This window comes from Shimia sp. MIT910701 (assembly GCF_047126315.1).
Classification (GTDB): Bacteria; Pseudomonadota; Alphaproteobacteria; order Rhodobacterales; family Rhodobacteraceae; genus Shimia.
This window is the reverse complement of the sequence record NZ_CP138953.1, coordinates 2,215,737-2,236,232: the sequence shown is the minus strand read 5'-3', so window position 1 is coordinate 2,236,232 and position 20,496 is coordinate 2,215,737. Positions and strand designations below refer to the sequence as shown.

Annotated in this window: 21 protein-coding genes; 3 read left to right on the top strand and 18 right to left on the bottom strand. The window is 59.2% G+C overall.

What is annotated here, in order from left to right; all coding sequences use genetic code 11:
* Positions 1-71: 71 nt before the first annotated feature.
* The 14 genes from recN to SIB38_RS10615 all read right to left on the bottom strand — a co-directional run bounded on the left by recN (position 72) and on the right by SIB38_RS10615 (position 14,803).
* On the bottom strand, positions 72-1,718 hold the full coding sequence (recN, locus tag SIB38_RS10680; RefSeq protein WP_412551997.1) for a DNA repair protein RecN: 1,647 nt from the start codon (positions 1,716-1,718) through the stop codon (positions 72-74).
* 35 nt (positions 1,719-1,753) lie between these two features.
* A complete protein-coding gene (locus tag SIB38_RS10675) occupies positions 1,754-2,608 on the bottom strand; it encodes an outer membrane protein assembly factor BamD (protein ID WP_294113845.1) in 855 nt (284 codons plus the stop codon).
* Positions 2,609-2,715: 107 nt separating this feature from the next.
* Positions 2,716-3,639: a UDP-3-O-acyl-N-acetylglucosamine deacetylase gene (gene lpxC, locus SIB38_RS10670; RefSeq protein ID WP_294114109.1), complete on the bottom strand. Its 924-nt coding sequence runs from the start codon at positions 3,637-3,639 to the stop codon at positions 2,716-2,718.
* 210 nt (positions 3,640-3,849) lie between these two features.
* The gene (gene ftsZ / locus SIB38_RS10665; RefSeq protein WP_294113847.1) at positions 3,850-5,496 is read right to left on the bottom strand and encodes a cell division protein FtsZ; all 1,647 of its coding nucleotides are present in this window, start codon (positions 5,494-5,496) and stop codon (positions 3,850-3,852) included.
* A 359-nt stretch (positions 5,497-5,855) separates the two neighbouring features.
* A complete protein-coding gene (gene ftsA, locus SIB38_RS10660; protein ID WP_294113849.1) occupies positions 5,856-7,190 on the bottom strand; it encodes a cell division protein FtsA in 1,335 nt (444 codons plus the stop codon).
* Complete coding sequence (locus SIB38_RS10655) at positions 7,187-8,065, bottom strand: cell division protein FtsQ/DivIB (protein WP_294113851.1); 879 nt, start codon at positions 8,063-8,065, stop codon at positions 7,187-7,189. Before SIB38_RS10655 ends, ftsA begins: the two co-directional genes overlap by 4 nt.
* A complete protein-coding gene (locus tag SIB38_RS10650; RefSeq protein ID WP_412552035.1) occupies positions 8,053-8,931 on the bottom strand; it encodes a D-alanine--D-alanine ligase in 879 nt (292 codons plus the stop codon). Before SIB38_RS10650 ends, SIB38_RS10655 begins: the two co-directional genes overlap by 13 nt.
* A gap of 283 nt (positions 8,932-9,214) precedes the next feature.
* Complete coding sequence (gene murB, locus SIB38_RS10645; protein WP_294113857.1) at positions 9,215-10,141, bottom strand: UDP-N-acetylmuramate dehydrogenase; 927 nt, start codon at positions 10,139-10,141, stop codon at positions 9,215-9,217.
* 77 nt (positions 10,142-10,218) lie between these two features.
* Positions 10,219-10,533, bottom strand: a complete 315-nt coding sequence (locus SIB38_RS10640) for a hypothetical protein (RefSeq protein ID WP_412551996.1) — start codon at positions 10,531-10,533, stop codon at positions 10,219-10,221.
* Positions 10,523-10,789, bottom strand: coding sequence for a DUF2484 family protein (locus SIB38_RS10635; RefSeq protein ID WP_412551995.1), 267 nt, complete (start codon positions 10,787-10,789; stop codon positions 10,523-10,525). The genes SIB38_RS10640 and SIB38_RS10635 overlap by 11 nt, the downstream gene beginning before the upstream one ends.
* Positions 10,786-11,055 carry a DUF2484 family protein gene (locus tag SIB38_RS10630; RefSeq protein WP_294113862.1) on the bottom strand — a complete coding sequence of 90 codons (270 nt, stop codon included), beginning with the start codon at positions 11,053-11,055 and terminating at the stop codon, positions 10,786-10,788. Before SIB38_RS10630 ends, SIB38_RS10635 begins: the two co-directional genes overlap by 4 nt.
* A gap of 63 nt (positions 11,056-11,118) precedes the next feature.
* Positions 11,119-12,525 carry a UDP-N-acetylmuramate--L-alanine ligase gene (murC, locus tag SIB38_RS10625; protein ID WP_412551994.1) on the bottom strand — a complete coding sequence of 469 codons (1,407 nt, stop codon included), beginning with the start codon at positions 12,523-12,525 and terminating at the stop codon, positions 11,119-11,121.
* Position 12,526: 1 nt separating this feature from the next.
* Positions 12,527-13,624 carry an undecaprenyldiphospho-muramoylpentapeptide beta-N-acetylglucosaminyltransferase gene (murG, locus tag SIB38_RS10620; protein WP_294113866.1) on the bottom strand — a complete coding sequence of 366 codons (1,098 nt, stop codon included), beginning with the start codon at positions 13,622-13,624 and terminating at the stop codon, positions 12,527-12,529.
* Between the two features lie 12 nt (positions 13,625-13,636).
* Positions 13,637-14,803: a putative peptidoglycan glycosyltransferase FtsW gene (locus tag SIB38_RS10615; RefSeq protein ID WP_294113867.1), complete on the bottom strand. Its 1,167-nt coding sequence runs from the start codon at positions 14,801-14,803 to the stop codon at positions 13,637-13,639.
* A gap of 238 nt (positions 14,804-15,041) precedes the next feature.
* On the opposite strand from SIB38_RS10615, the gene SIB38_RS10610 reads away from it, so the two are divergent.
* Together SIB38_RS10610 and SIB38_RS10605 are read left to right on the top strand one after the other, a co-directional pair.
* Entirely contained in the window at positions 15,042-16,334 is a 1,293-nt protein-coding gene (locus SIB38_RS10610) for a sulfite oxidase (RefSeq protein WP_412551993.1), read from the top strand.
* Between the two features lie 68 nt (positions 16,335-16,402).
* Positions 16,403-17,113, top strand: coding sequence for a c-type cytochrome (locus tag SIB38_RS10605; RefSeq protein ID WP_412551992.1), 711 nt, complete (start codon positions 16,403-16,405; stop codon positions 17,111-17,113).
* A 68-nt stretch (positions 17,114-17,181) separates the two neighbouring features.
* Here SIB38_RS10605 and SIB38_RS10600 read toward each other — a convergent pair whose 3' ends face one another.
* Both SIB38_RS10600 and SIB38_RS10595 read right to left on the bottom strand, forming a co-directional pair.
* A complete protein-coding gene (locus SIB38_RS10600; RefSeq protein ID WP_294113872.1) occupies positions 17,182-17,919 on the bottom strand; it encodes a hypothetical protein in 738 nt (245 codons plus the stop codon).
* Positions 17,916-18,461, bottom strand: a complete 546-nt coding sequence (locus tag SIB38_RS10595) for an RNA polymerase sigma factor (RefSeq protein WP_412551991.1) — start codon at positions 18,459-18,461, stop codon at positions 17,916-17,918. Before SIB38_RS10595 ends, SIB38_RS10600 begins: the two co-directional genes overlap by 4 nt.
* A 142-nt stretch (positions 18,462-18,603) precedes the next feature.
* On the opposite strand from SIB38_RS10595, the gene SIB38_RS10590 reads away from it, so the two are divergent.
* Positions 18,604-19,788: an NAD(P)/FAD-dependent oxidoreductase gene (locus tag SIB38_RS10590; RefSeq protein ID WP_412551990.1), complete on the top strand. Its 1,185-nt coding sequence runs from the start codon at positions 18,604-18,606 to the stop codon at positions 19,786-19,788.
* A gap of 19 nt (positions 19,789-19,807) precedes the next feature.
* Here SIB38_RS10590 and SIB38_RS10585 read toward each other — a convergent pair whose 3' ends face one another.
* Positions 19,808-19,981 carry a hypothetical protein gene (locus SIB38_RS10585; protein WP_294113877.1) on the bottom strand — a complete coding sequence of 58 codons (174 nt, stop codon included), beginning with the start codon at positions 19,979-19,981 and terminating at the stop codon, positions 19,808-19,810.
* Between the two features lie 100 nt (positions 19,982-20,081).
* Complete coding sequence (locus SIB38_RS10580) at positions 20,082-20,399, bottom strand: HPF/RaiA family ribosome-associated protein (protein WP_295177977.1); 318 nt, start codon at positions 20,397-20,399, stop codon at positions 20,082-20,084.
* Between the last annotated feature and the right edge of the window lie 97 nt (positions 20,400-20,496).

The following is a 20,496-nucleotide window of genomic DNA, read 5'->3' as shown; positions in this document are numbered from 1 at the left end:
AAAGAGGTAAGCGGAGGGTTTCACGCCAAAGTGCCTGATTGTGCGTGAATTTTCCGAGCCAAAGGCCGAATCTAGACCAAAAGCGCCTTTGCGGCTGCGCGTGCCTCGGGCGTGATTGTGTCACCAGAAATCATCCGCGCCACTTCATCCACCCGCTCGCCATCATCCAGAGGCACAACTCGGCTCAGTGTCTGGCCATTTTTGACCGACTTCGCCACCTGCCAATGATGGGCCCCTAGCGCGGCTACCTGCGGCGAGTGAGTCACAACCAAGACCTGTCCCCCTTCGGCCAGCGCTTTCAACCGGCGGCCTACTGCATCGGCGGTTGCCCCGCCTACTCCACGATCAATCTCGTCAAAGATCAGCGTCATGACGCTGATGTCATTGGTCAGACAGACTTTCAGCGCCAACAGGAAACGGCTCAATTCGCCGCCCGACGCAATCTTGGCCAGTGGCCCTGCTGGCGCGCCTGGATTGGTGGCCACAACAAATTCCACCGCGTCGCGGCCTTCCGGCCCTGCATCGCCCGGCGCCACCTTCGTGGTGAACACGGCCCGCTCCATCTTCAACGGGGCCAGCTCGCCCATCACCGCCTTGTCCAGCTTGGTTGCCGCCTTGCCGCGCGCCGTTGTGAGCGCCTCAGCCGCTGTATCATAGGCGGCCTCCGCCGTCTTCAGATCAGCTGTCAGCGCGGCGATATCGCCCTCTCCTGCATCCAGAGCGGTCAGCCGCGTGCGCAATTCCTCCGCATAGCCGCCCAAATCATCGGGCAGTACATTGTATTTGCGGGCCAGTCCGCGAATGGCAAACAGGCGCTCTTCCAGCTCTTCGAGTTCATGTGGATTGAAATCCAATGCTTCTAGACAACGTTCCACGCCATCCACAGCCTCAGCCAACTCATTCATGGCCCGCTCCAGCGCTCCGACGGGGGCTTCCAAAGTGTCGCCCGTTTCTGACGCGGCATCGCCCAGCCAACGCATCGCGTCGCCCATCGCGCTTTCCGCACCACCGTTGCCCAAGGCGGCATGAGCGCGGCTCACATCCTCGCGCACTTTTTCCGCGTTCTGCATCATACGGCGGCGGGTATCGAGCTCTGCCTCTTCCCCCGGCTGCGGATCGAGCTTGTCCAGCTCCTGGACCGCATGGCGCAAAAAGTCTTCTTCGGCCTTGGCCTCTTCTAGCGCAACCTGCGCCGCCGTCAGCGCCTTGCGGGCTGCGGACGCCTCAGACCAGGTTTTGCGAGTCTTGCCCCGCAGCTTGTCCGTGTTGGCGAACAGGTCCAGCACCTCACGGTGCCCTTTTGGATCCAGCAGACCCCGGTCATCATGCTGCCCATGCAATTCCAGCAACGTCTCTGACAACCGCCGCAACACTTCGCCCGACACACGCCGGTCATTGACCCAGGCCGTTTTGCGCCCGTCACTTCGATTGATGCGACGCAGGATCAGCTCGTCACCACCGGGCAGACCTGCGTCTTCGAGAATGGCGTGTGCAGGATGGCCGTCTGGCAGATCGAACTCGGCCACAACCTCCCCCTGATCAGCGCCAGACCGCACCAGCTCCGCACGACCGCGCCAGCCCAGTACAAAGCCAAGGCTATCCAAAAGGATCGATTTCCCTGCGCCGGTCTCCCCTGTCAGAACGTTCAAACCCGGCTGAAACGCAAGGTCCAGCCGGTCGATGATCAACATGTCACGGATTTCAAGCGAGCGCAGCATTCAGCCTCACACCACAGGGCATCCCCTGCCCTCTGTTACAGCCATCTGCCTTGCAGGGTCTGGCGATAAACTTGATTGAGCCAGCTGCTGCCTTCGGCCTTAGCTTCAAGGCCATTCTCACGCAACAGGGCATAGCTGTCTTGATACCACTCGGTGGACTGGAAGTTGTGGCCCAGAATCGCCGCCGCAGTCTGCGCCTCGCCATAGAGGCCCAGCGACAGGTAAGCCTCCACCAAACGGTGTAGCGCCTCCGGCGTGTGGGTTGTGGTTTGAAAATCTTCGACCACGACACGGAAACGTTTTATGGCCGCACCATAGTGATCCCGGCGCAGATAATAACGGCCGATTTCCATTTCCTTGGACGCCAGATGGTCAAAAGCCAGATCAAACTTCAACATCGCGGAGCGCGCGTATTCGCTCTCCGGATAGATCTCGATCACCTTGCGCAACTCTTGCAACGCTTGGAAGGTCAGCCCCTGGTCCCGGCCGACTTCGTCAATTTGGTCGTAGTAGGTGAGCGCCAGCAGATACTGGGCATACGCCGCATCATCATCCGCGGGGTAAAAATCAATATAACGCTGTGCAGCCGCCCGCGCCTCGGGATATGCCCCGTCAGAATGATAAGCAAAGGCCTGCATCACCAAGGACCGCTTGGCCAATTCACTATAGGGATAAAGCCGTTCAATTTCGGAGAAGAAGAAAGCGGCATCGGTGCCCCGGTTCCGCGCCATTTCGAACTCGCCGCGCTCAAAAATCTGCTCGGGGGTGAACTGCTCCATATCGACCAAGCCACGGCGGGCGTCGCTGGTGCTGTTGTCGGAACAAGCCACAACAAAGGACAAAGCCAGAACCGAACCAAAAAGGCGGGTGCGCGCTCCGATGCCTGACATAGTGCTTACCTTCTGCTCCCTGCGGGGGTCGCCCCATCTTTCACACGTTGTTAGCATAGAATTTTGCGGGGCAAAACGCCTTTGGACGGATTTGTTACGATCCGGGTTTAGGCAACGGCTGGAAATTCGCCCATATGTACACCAGCGCCGGGCAGACGTGCTGCCTGCGCAGCATCACATTCCACCAAACGCCAATTGTCAGGGTGAGAGAAAAGCTCGCGCAGCAGGGCGTTTGTCAGCGAGTGACCGGCGCGGTGGCCCTGATAGTGTGCCAACAGTGGCGCACCGGCGAGATAGAGATCGCCCATCGCGTCCAGCATTTTGTGGCGCACGGGCTCATCCGCATGGCGCAGACCACCTTTGGCCTGAACATCGGCACCGTTGAACACCACCGCGTTTTCGGTGGGATCGCCGCCAAGCGCCAAACCGTTGGCCTGCATCGCCTCCACATCTGCCTGACGGCAGAAGGTGCGGCTGTTGCACAGCTCACGAATAAAGCTGCCGTTGGCGAGGTTAAGCTCTTTGGTCTGCTGACCAATCGCCTCGTCCTCAAAGTCGATGTGGAAGTCGATGCGCATTTCATCCGCAGGCACAAGCGTCGCAGTGGCCTCACCGCGTGTTACGGAGACAGGCTTCAAAACTTCGACCGCCCAGACCGGCGCGCCCTGCTTCACGATGCCCGCCTTCAAGAAACCATGCACAAAATCCGCAGAGCTGCCGTCCAGAATTGGCACTTCCGGCGCATCAATCTCGATCAAAGCATTGTGGATGCCACAGCCGGCAAGAGCCGCCATCAGATGCTCGATAGTGGAAACGCTGACACCAGCCTCGTTCTTGATGCGGGTGCAAAGCGCGGTTTGCTCAACCACATCCCAACGGGCGGGGATCATGGCATCGCCCAACAATACGTCGGTGCGCTTGAACCAGATTCCATAATCGGTGGAGGCTGGCCGTACGGTCAGGTGCACAGTTGCGCCCGAATGAAGGCCTGTGCCCTGAAAATGAACTGGTGTCTTAAGCGTAGCTTGCACTGGTGTCCCCAAAGTGACGCGGCACACCCCATTGGCCGCAATAGTGAGGTAGGCGCTTTGCCCCGTCACCTCAAATAAAGCTTTGTAACGGTATGAAACATCGCTGTAACAAATCGGCAAAACCCCGCGCACAACGGGGTATTCCTTTGTTTTATAATAGAAAAAGGCCGCCCCACTGGGCGGCCTCTTCACAGGTATTTCACAAATAAATCAGTTCGCTTGACGGCGCAGGAAGGCTGGGATTTCAATCCGCTCCTGATCTTCATCCATCTGCTCGGCTGGCTCATGGCTTTGAACCGCCGGCTGCTGACGCACAGGTTGTGCTGCTGGCGCGGCACCTTGCTCTGCACCGTGGCCGGTCATCTTGTTGATCAGCGAGTTGATGCCAAAGCGAGGACGCTCTTCTGCACGTGGCTCAGGCGCAGGGGCTGCCGGACGGGCCGGAGCGGCTGGCGCCTTTTCCACCGCGGCTTGCAGACGCTGCATCAGCTGCGGCGTAGGCGTACCTGGTGCTGGACGCTGAGGGGCCACGAATCCCTGAGGCTCTTCTTCGAACATCTCAGGCTGCACTGCTTGTGCCGGAGTTGGCTGATACGCAGGTGGTGGTACATCGGCACCGGCAGACGCGGCATCAAAGGTTGGCGCGGCTGCAACAGCTGGCGCTTCCTCTTCGAAGATGTCTTCCATCTGTTCCTGAGCCGCGGCCTGCTGGGTGTCCATCTGCGCAAACAGAGACGGCTCGGATGCTGCCACTTCCGGGGCCGCCTCAACCGCAGGAGCCGGAGCCGCCTGTTCCACAACAGGGGTCTGCTGTGCGGTTTCAATGGTTGGCGTCGTGGTCAGTGGCTCACGCATGGAACGGCGCGGCAGAGGCATTGCGGAGGTGGTTTCCGCCGCATCGATACCTGTCGCCACAACGGACACACGCATGCCGCCGTCCAGCGTTTCGTCCATGGTGGAGCCCACTATGATGTTGGCGTCCGCATCAACTTCTTCGCGAATGCGGTTGGCCGCTTCGTCCAGTTCGAACAGGGTCAGGTCGTGACCGCCGGTGATGTTGATCAGGACACCTTTGGCTCCGCGCAGGGAGATCTCGTCCAGCAGCGGGTTGGCAATCGCCTTCTCTGCCGCCTGGATCGCGCGATCTTCACCGTCGGCTTCGCCAGTGCCCATCATCGCTTTGCCCATCTCGTCCATCACAGCCCGTACGTCTGCGAAGTCGAGGTTGATCAGGCCCGGACGGACCATCAGGTCGGTCACACCTTTCACGCCTTGATACAGAACGTCGTCGGCCATGGAGAAGGCTTCGGTAAAGGTGGTTTTCTCGTTGGCAAGGCGGAACAGGTTCTGGTTTGGAATGATGATCAGCGTGTCGACCATCTTCTGCAGCTGCTCCACGCCCTCTTCGGCCTGGCGCATCCGCTTGGCGCCTTCGAATTGGAACGGCTTGGTCACAACACCCACGGTCAGAACACCCAGCTCACGCGCTGCCTGCGCAATGATTGGTGCCGCACCGGTGCCAGTGCCACCGCCCATACCGGCGGTGATGAAGCACATGTGTGCGCCTGCGAGGTGATCCACGATCTGCTCGATGCTTTCTTCGGCAGCGGCTGCACCAACGGTTGCGCGTGCCCCAGCGCCCAGACCTTCGGTGACCTTCACGCCCAGTTGCACGCGGCTTTCAGATTTGCTCTGCTGAAGAGCCTGCGCGTCGGTGTTCGCAACCACGAACTCCACGCCTTCAAGCTCTTTGTCGATCATGTTGTTGACCGCGTTGCCACCTGCACCGCCAACACCAAACACGGTGATGCGGGGCTTCAGATCACCCTCGTCGGGCATCGTCAGATTCAATGTCATAGAACTGTCCGCCTGTTGTTTACCCGCCACAGCGGGCTATTTTCTGCCTACTCAGGACCATTATTAAACAGGCTTTCCAGAATCGTCATCCCAAAAAGCGCATTTCGCCACAAAATATGGGGTAAAAATGTGAAAACTAGCGGCATCTTGCCGAAACCGCCAGATTTTGCGGGGCAAGACAAGTGTCACACAACACTAAACGACCACCCAAGGCACAAATGGCGCCGCAGGAGTTTGCTATGTTTATGTTTGGAGACCACTGCTCGGCACTCCGGACCCACGTTTTGATCGCGGTTATCCAGAACTTAACCAAGGCTTAATCAGAGGTCACCCCCAAAAACGCGTCTGCGTCCCCTTTCTCACCAATTCTCTTTGAACCACCGCACGGCCTTCCCAAACGGCCGTGTGTTGTAGCGATCCACCGGCAGATCGAAGTCCCACCATTCGTCCTGCGGATGTGTTGCGTAGAGGCACATGCCCACGGTTGCGGCAAAGCCCGGACCAGTGGCTGCTTGCGGCAGTCCATGTACCCGCATAGGGCGCCCAAGGCGCACTTGCTGTCCCAGGATCTTGGAGGCCAAACCGTCGAGCCCCGGAATTTGACTGCCGCCGCCGGTCAAAACAATTTGCTGGCTTGGCAGATGCTCAAAGCCCGCCGCATCCAGACGCGCACGCACCTCTTCGAGGATTTCCTCCACACGGGGGCGCATGATGCCAATCAGCTCCGCCCGGCTCACCGTGCGACGGTCATGCTCCCAGTCGCCGGTGTCCCCGGACAGCTCGATCATGTCGCGGTCATCCATGCCAGTGGCCACAACGCCACCGTAGAAGGTCTTGATGCGCTCCGCCGTGGCGGTTGGCACCTGCAGGCCCATCGAAATGTCACCAGTCACGTGATCGCCGCCCATGCGCACGGTGTCCGCAAAAATCATGTGTTTCTTCATAAAGATCGACAGGCTGGTTGCCCCGCCGCCCATATCAATACAGGCCGCGCCAAGCTCTTGCTCGTCTTCCACCAATGCCGACATTCCAGAGACATACGCCGAAGAGGCAATACCCGCGAGCTCCAAGTCACACCGACGGATACAATGCACTAGGTTCTGCACCGCCGCCTTGTCCACGGTCAGCATGTGCATATCAGTTGTCAGCGTCTGCCCCACCTGCCCGCGTGGATCGCCGAGGCCTGAACGGTGGTCGAGCGCAAAGTTCACCGGTTGCGCATGCAGCACCTCACGGTCCGCGCCATAGTCCGGCACATCACAGGCTGCCAGCACACGGGCCACGTCTTGATCGTCAACGGTGTGGCCTTCCAGATCGATTTGACCGTCCAACCCATAGGAACGCGGCTCCGCACCCGCAAAACAGGCAATCACATGGTCTACCCGGATCTTCGCCATCTTCTGCGCCGCCTGCACCACGGTACGAATGGCGCGTTCTGTTTCCTGCATGGTGTCAATTTCGCCAAATTTCACACCACGGGACATAATGGTGTTGGCGCCAATCACACGATAGCCGGTCTGCCCCGCCATGGAGCCGATGCCCTCGACACTTGCCAGCCGGTCTGTGCCGTCAAATCGCAGTACCAGACAGGCGATCTTGGACGTCCCCACATCCAAAACCGCAATCACTCCGCGCTGCATCGCCGTTTTGCGCATCGCGCGCATAGCGCGCTGGCTCTGATAAAGCTCTGTCATTGTCCCACTGTCCCTGTCGTCATCTGGCTGGCTTGCCACCAGGCGTCTACGGCCTGTTCTGTTAGTTGTACCGTGGGCCGATGTGCCAAACGCATATCGACCACTTTGATGTCCCGCTCCAAAAGCTCTTCGGCGTGGTTCAGCGCGACCACCCGGTCCAGCGCCTCCACAGCGCCTTGCTCCGGCAGTTTGATCCGTTGCCCACGATCCAGCACCAAATCCCAGCGCCGCTCTCCCACGCGAACCAGACCAATCACACGGTCCGCCAAAGGGGCTGCCGCCGAGAACAGGCGCAGGGCTTCTTGCACGTGATGTTCTGCTCCCTCGCCCGCGATCAACGGCATCTGCGCATGGGCCGCGCGTGAAATGGCTGGGCCAGTGACGTTGCCTTCCGGATCGACCAGCGTCAGCCCTTCATGGGTGCGCCACACCACAACCGGCGTACGCTCGGCCACGTTGAGCTCCAGAATACCGCCCGGGCGCACACGCACGGCCACGCTGGCAATTGCGGGCAGTTCTTCGACACGCTCACGGATCGCCGGCAGGTCCAAATCAAAAGAACTGGTTGGGAAACTCAACGAGAGAAGGTCGCGGATGTCTTCAGATGTGCCCCGCGATGCACCATCCACGGTCATCGCCGACACCATGAATTCGGGCCGCGTAGCAATCTCACGGCGCAAATCATTCACTGCCAGGTTCAAACTCTCACGCCGATCCGCATCAGACAGCCAAACCGTTGCGGCTCCAGCCACAACCACAAACGGCACCACCACCCGCAAAAACAAACGGAACAGCGGTGTCAGCATCAACCGTTCAAACCGGTAGGCCCACCGGGACGGCGCGTTATCGCGGCGACCTGCCGTCAACGATCGCATGAGGCATCCTCCACCATCCAGACACAGAAGTCAGAGAAGGACATCCCAATCAACTCGGCCTGCTCCGGGCTCAGCGACGTGGGTGTCATTCCCGGCTGGGTGTTCACTTCCAGAATGATCAGACCGTCCAATCCTCGGCTCTCGTCCCAGCGGAAGTCTGTGCGCGACACACCGCGACAGCCCAAAGCCTGATGCGCGCGCACGGCATACTCCATGCAGGCGTCATAAATCTCTTGCGGAATATTAGCTGGTACCTCGTGACGGGAGCCACCTTCGGCGTATTTGGCCTCATAGTCATACCAGCCATCGGTGATGATATCGGTCACGCCAAGCGCCTGGTCGCCCATCACAGTGGTGGTCATTTCACGCCCCGGCGCAAAGGTTTCGACCATCACCTCATCAGGCATGGTCTCCGCCAGTTGCGGCGGCGTGTTGGCGCCCTCGTTGACAATATAGATGCCAACCGAGCTGCCCTCGTTATTGGGTTTCACCACATAAGGCGGCTCCATCACATGGCGTGTGGTGACCTCTGCCTTGTCGGCAATCACGCTCTCCATCACCGGCAGACCTGCCCGCTTGAACACGTCTTTGGAGCGCTGCTTGTCCATCGCAAGAGCCGACGCCAGGACGCCAGAATGCGTGTAAGGAATGCGCAGCCATTCGAGCAGACCTTGCACACAGCCGTCCTCGCCCCAACGCCCATGCAGGGCATTAAACACAACGTCGGGTTTGATCTCTTGAAGACGCGCAACCACATCGGGGCCTGCATCAACCTCAACAACGTCCAATCCTGCGTCCCGAAGGGCAGCGGCGCATCCACGCCCAGTTGACAGTGACACCTCTCGTTCTGCGGAGGGGCCGCCCATCAATACCGCCACTTTGGGGTGTGTCTGCTCTGACAGTCCCACTGTGCCTCAATGTCCCGGACCCTTTTTGGCCCTGTTCTTATGCGAGCCCTTTTGGACTCATTTATCACAGCCACGTTGGGCTGCTCTTTAATATACATCAGGCACGGGATGCCTGCTCGGGGTGGGCACATGGCCCTGCGCTCAATTGGGTCTTTGACCCTGAAGCCGGGCTTTGCGCCCTTGTTTTCTTAGTGTTCTCAGTTCTTGGTTAATGACCGCTTAACGGGTCCAAACTGAGGCATCAATCCGCCGCCGGTTCGCCGACGCGCATGATCTCCCACTGTAGGTCTATTCCGCTGTTTTGGAAAACCCTTTTTCGGACTTCCTCGCCAAGATTTTCCAAATCTGCGGCAGTTGCGTCACCGGTGTTGATCATGAAGTTGGAGTGCATCTCGCTCATCTGCGCCCCACCAACACGAGCGCCGCGCATACCGGCGTCGTCAATCACCTTCCACGCCTTCAGATCATGCACATCATCCGCTTTACCCGTCGAAGAAAAACCCGCCGGATTTCGGAAGGTGCTGCCCGCGCTACGGTCTTTGGTTGGCTGCGTGGCGTCGCGTTTGGCAAGCTGGTCTTCCATGCGCTGTGCCAGTTCTTCCGGATCCCCCGATGGGCCTTCCAGGACAGCTTCCACAATGACCCAGCCCTCAGGCAAATCCGTCTGCCGGTACTGGAAGTTCAGATCCTCAGCTGTGAGCGTCACAATTTCCCCTGCCCGCGTTACCGCCGTGGCCTCAACAAACACATCCGCTGTGTAGCTGCCGTAACACCCCGCGTTCATCCGCACCGCCCCACCAATGGCACCCGGAATGGTCCGCAAAAACGTCAAATCCACGCCCGCCTGCGCCGCCTTGCGCGCCACATGCGCATCCAACGCCGCAACACCGGCGCGCACCCGATTGCCGTCCACTTCGATCTGATTGAACCCACGCCCCATACGGATCACCACTGCCCGCAAGCCGCCATCTCGCACGATCAGGTTGGAGCCGACCCCCATTGGGAACACGGCCACATCCTGAGGCAGGTCTTTCAAAAACGCCGCAAGGTCTTCCACATCCGCCGGCTGAAACAGATAGTCCGCCGGACCGCCCACACGCAGCCACGTCAAACCCGAGAGCTCTTTGCCTTCGGTCAGCTTTCCACGTGGGGTGGGCAATGTGGTCATGGTATTTCCTTGAAATCAAAATGCCTGTTGCGCACCGATACCGAAGCCGGAGTCAGGCGGCAAGCGTTTCCCTATTGTCACCGACGCGCGCGCAGCGCTTTGCCCAACACAAACAGCGCCCAGCCCATGGCCAGGCTGCCGGAGGTGCCAAAGAACAGCCTTGGGCGATAGCCTTGCAGGACAGTCAGCTCCTCGCGATCCGCGTCCGTGGCAAAGACAGTCAACGTCACTTCCAACGTGAGCAGCGCCACTACCAAACACACAATCAACAGGCTGGCGCGCATCATCAGGTCACGGCGCAGCTTGTAGCCCGTGATCAGCCCGTACAACGGCAAGATCAACGTCGCAAACCAGATCAGCGCGTTCAACGCGAGGGTAAAATCAAGGATCACTTGGGGGCTCCATCCCACTCACACGTTTGATCCAGCGCCACAGGTAGATCACCGGCCAGCGCATGATCCACGCCCCCATGCCCAACAGCACCAGCGCCAGCCAAATGCTGTTCTGGATCGCCACGCCAATCAGGATCGGAATACCAATCGCGATCATCACATAAGCAAATTTCCAATGATGGTCCTTTGATGGGAACATGGCCCGCAGGTTGGCCACGATGAGCCAGACAAAAGCTGCTGTGATCGAAATGGTCATGCATCGCCCTCCGGCTCATGGCGCTCTGCAGGTAGACCGAGCGCTTTGCGGCCAAAATACAGAAGTGGCCGCCGGAACATCGACACAAAGCCAAACAAAGCCGCAAACCCCAGTAAGGCGCCATGTTCATAAAAGATCACACCAATCAGCACCGGCGCGGCAATAAGCAGGGCTACACCCGGCACATACTGCTTGCGCATAGGCAAGGCCGCCACCAGCGCGGAGGCCAGCACCCAAAGGCAGGCAAGGATCAAGGAAAGGCTCACGTCACATATCCGGTCTAGGTCACTCGCGCGCAGCCTACCGCGCACGACGCATTTGACAAGGACTTAGCCCAGATGGCCTGGCAAGGCATTGGCCCAAGCGCTGATCGAACCGGCCCCCAAACACACGACAATGTCGCCCGGCTTCGCGGTCTCTTTGACCAGTGCCACCAAATCCGCTTCTTCGCCAATCGCCACCGCATGACGATGCCCATGCGCGACCAACCCATTGATCAGGTCGTCACGGCTAGCGCCCCCAATTGGCGCTTCACCTGCCGCAAAGACGTCGGCAATGCCCACAACATCCGCTTCATTGAAGCAGGTGCAGAAATCCTCAAACAGCGAGTGCAAACGGGAGAAGCGGTGTGGCTGATGCACAGCTATCACCCGCCCGCCGCTGTCGCCCAACGCCTGACGCGCGGCTTTCAACACGGCGGCAATCTCCACCGGGTGGTGACCATAGTCATCGATCACCGGCACACCGCCCATGACTTCGCCGACTTTGGTGAAACGGCGGTTCACCCCGCCAAAGGCCGCCAGTGCGGCGCGGATTTCATCAAGCTTCATGCCCAGATGCCGCGCAATCGCCACGGCGGACAGCGCATTGGACACGTTGTGGTCCCCAGGCATTGGCAAGGTGCAGCCTTCGATCACAGCCTCTTCACCCTGCAGCTGAATGTCAAAATGCGCCACGCCTGCTTTGTAGGTGAGGTTCACCGCCCGCACATTCGCCTGTGCGTTGAAACCAAAGGTCACCACACGGCGGTCGGTGATCTTGCCCACCAACGTCTGCACATCTGGATCATCGGTGCAGCAAACAGCGAGACCATAAAATGGAATGTTGGACACAAAATCATAGAAACCCTGATGCAGCGCCTCTTCGGTGCCCCAGTGCTCCATGTGCTCTGGGTCGATATTGGTCACGATCGCAATCGTCGCCGGCAAACGGTTAAAGGTGCCGTCGCTTTCATCCGCTTCCACAACCATCCACTCGCCTTCACCCACGCGCGCGTTGGAACCATAGGCGTGGATGATACCGCCGTTGATGACTGTCGGATCAAACTTACCATGATCGAGCAGCGCCGCCACCATGGTTGTTGTGGTGGTTTTGCCGTGGGTGCCTGCCACCGCAATGTTGGACTTCAAACGCATCAGTTCGGCCAACATCTCCGCGCGGCGCACCACCGGCAGACCTTTCAAACGCGCTTCGTCCAGTTCTGGGTTGCCCGGTTTGATTGCGGAGGAAATCACCACCACTTCGGCGTTCGCAAGGTTCTCGGCACGCTGTCCCTCAAAAATGGTCGCGCCCATAGCCGCCAAACGCTCGGTGATCTTAGTCGACTTCAGGTCAGAGCCCTGCACCGTATAACCGTGGTTCAGCAGCACTTCGGCGATGCCGGACATGCCGATCCCGCCAATGCCCACAAAATGGATGGCCCCCACGTCACCGGGAAGTTTGGTTGCTGCGTTCATATTATTGGTCCTTCTTGGCCAAATCTTCGACCAACGCCACAAGGGTATCGGTCGCGTCCGGCTTGCCCGCCGACAAGGCGGCGGTGGCCATCTGGGTGGCCCCGGCCGCATTGGACAGGATGGTTGTGATGTTTTCAGTCAATGTCTCTTGGGTCAGCAGGCTTTCCGGGATCACAATTGCGCCGCCTGCCTCCGCCAACCCACGCGCATTGGCGGTTTGATGGTCGCCCGCTGCCGCTGCAAAAGGCACCAAGATGGACGGGCGTCCAATGATGCTGATGTCAGCTACGGAACTCGCGCCAGAGCGGGAAATCACCAGCTGCGCCTCGCTCATACGCGACGGCACGTCTTGAAAGAACGGCTGCACATCAGCGGCAATGCCGTGCTCGTTATAAAACGCCGTCACCCGCTCATGGTCTTCGCCGCGCGCCTGATGGCTCACCCGCAGGTTCTGCAAAATCTCAGGGGGCAGATGCGCGATGGCGCTTGGCACCACGTCGCTCAGAATCCGTGCGCCTTGGGAACCGCCAATCACCAATAGCGACATCGGATAGTCGCCCGGCGCGATATACCCTGCCCCCGCGCGGTCCATCACCGCCTTGCGTACCGGATTGCCCACCGGCGTGCCTTCAACGCCATCCGGCAAAGTCGTGGGCCATGTGCCGCAAGCCACCATATCCACCTTCTTGGCAAAGACCTGATTGACGCGGCCCAAAATGCCGTTCTGCTCATGGATCATACGTGGCAGTTTCATCAACCAAGCCGCCCCCATTGCTGGAATGGTGGGATAGCCGCCAAAGCCCACAACCACATCCGGCCGGTCCTTGCGCATCTTGGACATCGCGCCCATCACGCCGCCCAAAATCTTAAACGGCACCGACAACTTGGCCAGCGCCCCGCCGCGGGCAAAGGTCGCCGAGCTCATCTCTTCGATCTCAACCGTATGTGGGAAGCCACCGGTATAGCGTGCACCCCGCGCATCGGTGGAGAGCTTCACCCGCCAGCCTTTGCGCAGCATGACCTCCGCCAAAGCCTGCGCAGGAAACATATGGCCACCGGTCCCCCCGGCAGCGATCACTAAAAGAGGCTGTTTGCTCATCGCACCCACCTGTTAACGGGTTTGACCCCGTAAAATATCACTGATTTCGCCCTGTGGGCGGCTGCGGGTAAACGCCAAAATCATGCCAACTGCAATCCCCCCTGCAATCAGGGACGAGCCGCCGTAGCTGACAAATGGCAAAGTCATACCTTTAGAAGGCAGTAGCCGCACCGCGACCCCCATGTTGACCAGCGCTTGTACGCCGAAGATCGCCACAAGGCCGGTGCCCGCAAGCCGAATGAACGGGTCCCGCTCACGCATGAGTCGGAAATATGAGCGCAGAACGATGGTCGCATAGAGGATCATGATGGCGAAAACGAGCACAAGGCCGTACTCTTCTGCCGCCACCGAAATGATGAAATCCGTGTGCGCGTCCGGCAGCGACCACTTCACTTGCCCTTCGCCCACGCCAACGCCAAAGAACCCGCCTTCGCGGATCGCCTCGGTGGCGTAGCCAATCTGGGTGGTTGGATCGAGCGAGCGATCCAGGAAACCATCAATCCGCCGCGCAAAGTGCTCGGAGTTGTTATAGGCAAAATTGGCAATCGGCAGCAGCGACAGGCAAATCCCGCCAATCAAAAGCATCGGCGCGCCAGAGACAAAATACATCACGCCCCAGCCAAACAGGATCAGACAGGCCTGCCCAAAATCCGGCTGCATCGCCAGCATGAACACAATGGTCATCATCAACAGGAAGGACCAACGCCGCCCGGGCGGGCCGTTGATTTCCTCATTGGCCGCCATCAACCACGCCGAGACCACCACAAACCCCGGCTTGAGAAACTCGGACGGTTGCAGCGAGGCAAACCCAAGCGAGTACCAGCGCGTTGCGCCTTTGCCAAAGTCGGTGCCAAAGATTGGCAGCAAGGCCACCGCGATCATCGTCACGACAAAGCCCATCACCGCCAAGCGGCGCACCAGCTGCGGTGACATCATCGAAGTGATGACCATGGCCACCAAAGCCGCGCCACCAAAAATCACCTGCTTCTGTACATAGTGAAACGGCGCAAAACCGTTTTTGGCCGCCAAGGGCGGGCTCGCCGCCATGCCCAGCATCAAGCCAATCAAAAACAACATCACAATGGACGCCATCGTCCATTTGTCCAGGGTCTGCCACCACTTGGGGAGCACGGGCTCACGCGCCTGCGAAGGCAACGCGCCATACACCATCTCTGTCATCGGGAACCGCCGATCTCTGCCTCAAAACGCCCGTTTGCCGGGTCTGTGGACAAACTCTAACACCCAAACCCTTTTATGGAAAGTAAAGAGAACCCCCAGCGGCATTTTCATGCCCAACCTCACGCCCTGTCAAAAAAAGTGACCCTCAGAGGAATAAATTGTCGCACCCATCCGTTTCTTTCTTGCAACCCCTCTTCCAGGGGCTGCGTCCAACAGCACGACGCCATGGGAGGACAATATGGCCGACAACGATAAGACCAAGGATGTAAACAGCTTTTTTTCAGCTGATCCGGAAAAGGCAGACCGCGAGTTCTTTGGCCGCGTGCCAAACCCGGACCGCCGCGGTTTTCTGAAACGCACCGGCCTTGCCACCATGGCGGCCATGGTGGGCACCTCGATCCCGTTCCACCGCAACATGCCAATTGGCTTTGTACCAGCGGCCATGGCGTCTGAGGATGTTCTGGTTGGCAAAGACGGCCTGACCCTGCTGAACGACCGCCCGGTGAACGCGGAAACCCCGCCAGAACTGCTGGATGACGCTATCACCCCAACCTCCCGCCACTTTGTGCGCAACAACGGCATTCCGCCAGAGAACACCGATCCCGCGGGTTGGGAACTGACCATCGACGGTTTTGTCGACACCCCGATGACCATTACCATTGACGACCTGAAATCCAAATTCGAAGTGGTCACCCGCGCCCTGACGCTGGAATGTGGCGGCAACGGCCGTGGTTTCTTCAACCCGCCTGCCAAAGGCAACCAGTGGACCTACGGCGCCGTGGGCTGCTCCGAATGGACAGGTGTCCGTCTGAAAGACGTTCTGGAAGCCGCCGGCGTGCAGTCCAATGTGGTTTACACCGCCCACTATGGCGCCGACACCCACCTGTCCGGCGATCCCGAGAAGCTGCCAATCTCGCGCGGCATGCCGATTGCCAAGGCGATGACTGAAGAGGTTTTGATTGCCTTTGAAATGAACGGTGCCCCGCTGCACCCGCTGAACGGCGCCCCGCTGCGTCTGGTTGTGCCGGGCTGGCCCGCCTCCACAGCACAGAAATGGCTGACCCGTATCGAGCTGCGTGACGTGGTACATGACGGCCCAAAAATGACCGGCAAAGCTTACCGCGTGCCAAACCGTCCGGTTGCGCCGGGCGAAAAAGTGGCAACCGAAGACTTCGTGATCATCGAGCGCATGCCGGTGAAATCGCTGGTGACTTTCCCGGCCAACGGCGCGGACGTGGGCATGGAAACCGCAGTGCGCGGCCACGCCTGGTCCGGCGACCGCACGGTTGAGAAGCTGGAAATTTCCACCGACTTTGGCACCACCTGGCAGACCGCCGAGCTGGATGCACCGGTGAACTCCGGCGCCTGGCAAAACTGGCGCGCCAACGTGTCTTTTGCCCAGGCTGGCTACTACGAGGTGTGGGCCCGTGCCACCGACAGCAACGGCGAGATGCAGCCGTTTGCCATCGACTGGAACCCCAAAGGCTACCTCAACAACACCATGCACCGGGTTGGTCTGCGCGTCAGCTAACCCCACACTTCGGACGGCGCGCAGGCGCCGTCCGCACCACGACCTCTATCGAATTTCAGGAGACCTTCATGCGTATCCCCGCCATCGGGGCAACTCTGGGCTTGTGCCTCACGATTGCTCTGCCAGCCATGTCCACTGCCGAAACCGTCGCTGATCTGCTGCCCGCCGCAGAAATCGCCAAAGGGGAGAAGGCGTTCAAGAAATGTAAGGCCTGCCACACGGCCGAAAAGGGCGGCAAGAAAAAGACCGGCCCCAACCTCTATGGCATCGTCGGCGCACCTGTCGCGGGCGTGGACGGCTACAAATACTCCAAGGCGCTTGTCGCCCTTGGTGGCACCTGGTCTGTGGAGCAGCTGGATGCCTTCCTGACCAAGCCCAAGGCGCTGGTCAAAGGCACCAAGATGTCCTTTGCAGGCATGAAAAAGGCTACCGACCGCGCCAACCTCATCGCCTTCCTCAACCAGAACAGCGATGCACCGCTGAGCTTTGACGCCGCAGCCGCGCCGGCCGCAGCTGAAGCGGCGGAAGAAGAGTATGAATATGGCATCTTGTTTGACGCGCCCGGCGTGGAAGAAACCTACTACGCCTGCTCCGCTTGCCACTCAGAAATGATTGTCGCCCAGCAAGGCCTGACCCGCGACGGCTGGATAGAACTGTTTGAATGGATGGTCGAGGATCAGGGCATGAGCGAAATCGAAGAGCCGGACCTGACCATCATTCTGGACTATCTCAGCGAGCACTACGGCGAAGACCGCCCCAACTTCCCAGGCAAAAGCTAACCCCAGATACCTAAGGCCTTTCACCATTCGTCGGGAAACGCAGATTTGAATGGTGGAGGGTCTGTCTTTTAGACCTGCTGACAGGGCGCGGCCGCATCCGTGGCCTGTTTCATCGCCAAAACCGTATTGGGCTGCGTTGGCGCATGGGTTGCTTGGCGCAAAAACTCTGCAATCGCGTTAAACCGGCGCTGATCCATGCCCGAGGCCATCACCATAAAGCCACGCCCGCCGTTTTCCCACTGCGCCGCGCGCATCCCGTCCGGCACGTCTTCGCCCGACAGATTTGGACCGGAAATCAACGTCAAACGACAGTTGTTGCGCCCTTTGTAATGGGCCGCACTGCGATCACCGGACAACGCCACCCGATCCACCAGATAGAGATTGGCCAGTGCCAACTCTGGCGCCAAAGCGTCCGCCTGCCCTTCAACCCGCCGCACCTCTCCGCCGGACGGTAACGCATAGGGGGTGTCCAGAAACGCCTGATGTAACGCCAAAGGTGCCGTGGACGCCTTGGACGACATCCAGAACACGCCCGCCGCAATTACAGCAGCCGCGGCAATAGACGCACAGGCCGCCAATGGCCGCCAGTTGCGGTTGGCTGGTTGTGCCGGTGCCGCCTCAAGAGGGGCCACATCCGGCCGCATCTGCGCCAAAGCGCCGGACACCATGCGCACCTGCTGCAACGCCGCCTGCAAGGCGGGCTCAACGTTCAAGCGCGCTTCAAACGCCTGCTGGTCAGAGGCAGGCAGTTCGTCATCCGCATAGGCGTTGACCAGATCCCAATCGCTGTCGCTCAGCTCGGTCATCTTTTGGTATCCTCATCAGCCCCGTCAGAGCCGGCTTCCATTGCTTTGATCAACGCGCGCCGCGCGCGGCTCACCCGGCTCATCACCGTACCATGCGGCACATCCATTATCTCTGCGGCTTCAGCGTATTTCATGCCCATGACATCCACGAGAAACAACACCTCTCGCATCGGCGCGGGCAAGGTCGCAAATGTCATCCGCACAGCTACGCCATCCGCGTGATCTTGGCTTTGCGTCAGATCAATAGATAAACGGCTCTGCGCATTGGAATATTCCGTTCGCACCCGATTTTTTCGCGTCTCATCTACATGCAGGTTGCGAATGATACGAAACAGCCAGGGCCGCAGTTCCTTCACTAATTTAGGACAGTTGTCGGACCGCAAGGCACGCTCCACGGCGTCCTGCACCAGATCTTCAGAATCATGCCGGTTCTTGGCAAGAGACATGGCATAGGCCCGCAGTTCCGGCAGCAATACCTCTATCGTCATTACTGCGCCGTAGACTGATGGCAAAGAAGTGTGCTGTCGCGTCTCATGGGCCACAGCGTAGTGGATTGCCGCCCGCTCTGCCAGCTTTTGTGGATGCAAAATCCAAATAAGATGCACGCCCGACGCAGCATTCCAAATGCAACGGTCCTACCCTTCAACTCTTGACGGACGCAGCCGCATCAGGCACCCCGCGCCTATGACTTGGGACACCATCATTTTGGGCGCTGGCGCCGCTGGCATGATGTGCGCAACGCAAACCGGCGGGAGCACATTAGTGCTTGACCACGCCAAAGCGCCGGGCGAGAAAATCCGTATTTCTGGCGGCGGACGCTGCAACTTCACCAACATGTACGCGGGCCCCGAGAATTTCCTGTCCGGCAATCCGCATTTCTGCAAATCCGCCCTCAGCCGCTACACCCAGTGGGACTTTATCGAAATGGTGGCGCGCCACGGCATCGCCTACCATGAGAAAACTCTTGGTCAGCTGTTTTGCGACACCTCCGCCAAAGACATTATCGCAATGTTGCGGTCTGAAATGGCGCAAGCCGGGGCGGAGCTGTGGCTGGAAACTACGATCATTGCCGTCGGGCATGACGGCGCAGGTTTCACCGTCGAGATCGAAAAATCCGGTCGCCGCGACACCCTATCGTGCAAGAACCTCGTGCTGGCGACCGGCGGCAAGTCTATTCCCAAGATGGGCGCCACGGGCCTGGCTTATGACATCGCCCGCCAGTTTGACCTCGCGGTCACGGACACCCGCGCGGGGCTGGTGCCCTTCACCTTCTCCGATGGCCGCTTCAAAGCCATCTCCGGCGTCGCGCATCCGGTGCGTGCCACAGCCAACGGCACTGCCTTTGACGAGGCCATGCTGTTCACCCATCGCGGCCTCTCCGGCCCTGCCATGCTGCAAATCAGCTCCTACTGGCGGGAAAGTCAACCAATCCACATCAATCTCTTCCCGGACAGCGATCCGGTTGAGGAGCTGCGCAACCGCCGCCAAGCGCAAGGGCGCCGCAACCTCACCACCGAACTGGCCACTTTGCTGCCGGGTCGGTTGGTTGAGCATCTGGCGAGCGAAATGGACCTGTCTGGCAATCTGGCGGATCAGTCCGACGTGGCACTGCGATCCCTGTGTGACAGCTTACAAAACTGGGAAATGGTGCCCTCCGGCACCGAAGGCTACCGCACCGCCGAAGTCACCCTGGGCGGCATCGACACGGACGGGCTGTCCTCCAAGACCATGGAAGCCAAAGCCGTGCCCGGCCTCTATGTGATCGGCGAAGCTGCCGATGTCACCGGTTGGCTTGGCGGCTTCAACTTCCAATGGGCCTGGTCCTCAGGATGGGCCGCCGGACAAGCAATCTCAGCAAAACTGAAGTAAGTGGGACTGCCTTGATTAGTCAGTGCTCCCACACAGCGTTCACAAATAGAATGACAACAAAGTAGGCAAGGATCATCTTCCAACTGACCAGTTTTCGTTCTTCTTCCGAAACAAGCCCTGTGACAATCAAAAAAAGCTTGGTCACGACCAGCGCCACAACAATGATAACCGTATGTGCTAAATCAAAATGCACAGTCCCTTCCCCGTAGTTCAGAAACAGCGTAGCACAAAAATGGCGTCGCCAAAGTCCGGCGACGCCATGTAACTCTTGGCTTTTGAGGTTAAACCTCGGCTCAGTGGTGCTTGTCCGCCTTGCCAAACTCGCTGGTCAGGCGAGTGCGCAGCTTTTTTGCGGCCCCTTTCAGCGCGGCCTGTATATCCGCCGCCTCGTGATGGGCAGACAGCGGGCCTTTGCCACGTGGCCGCGCTTCCATGGTGCAGAGGATGTGGTCCGGGCCGTGCTTGTCTGCGTTCTGATCTTTCAGGTGCACTTCCACTCGGGTGAGACGGTCGCTCATATGTTCCAGATCGTTGGAAACGGCCAGCTCAGCCACCTCGATCACACGCTCGTCACCATGAATGAAGTTGTCGGTATTCACCTGAATTTGCATCGTCAGATCCTTTCATCGTTACACTACAGACCTATGAACGCCTGCGTGATTTACAAGGAACAAGCTCTTCATTTCCTTGCGTGAATTCAGGATAGAC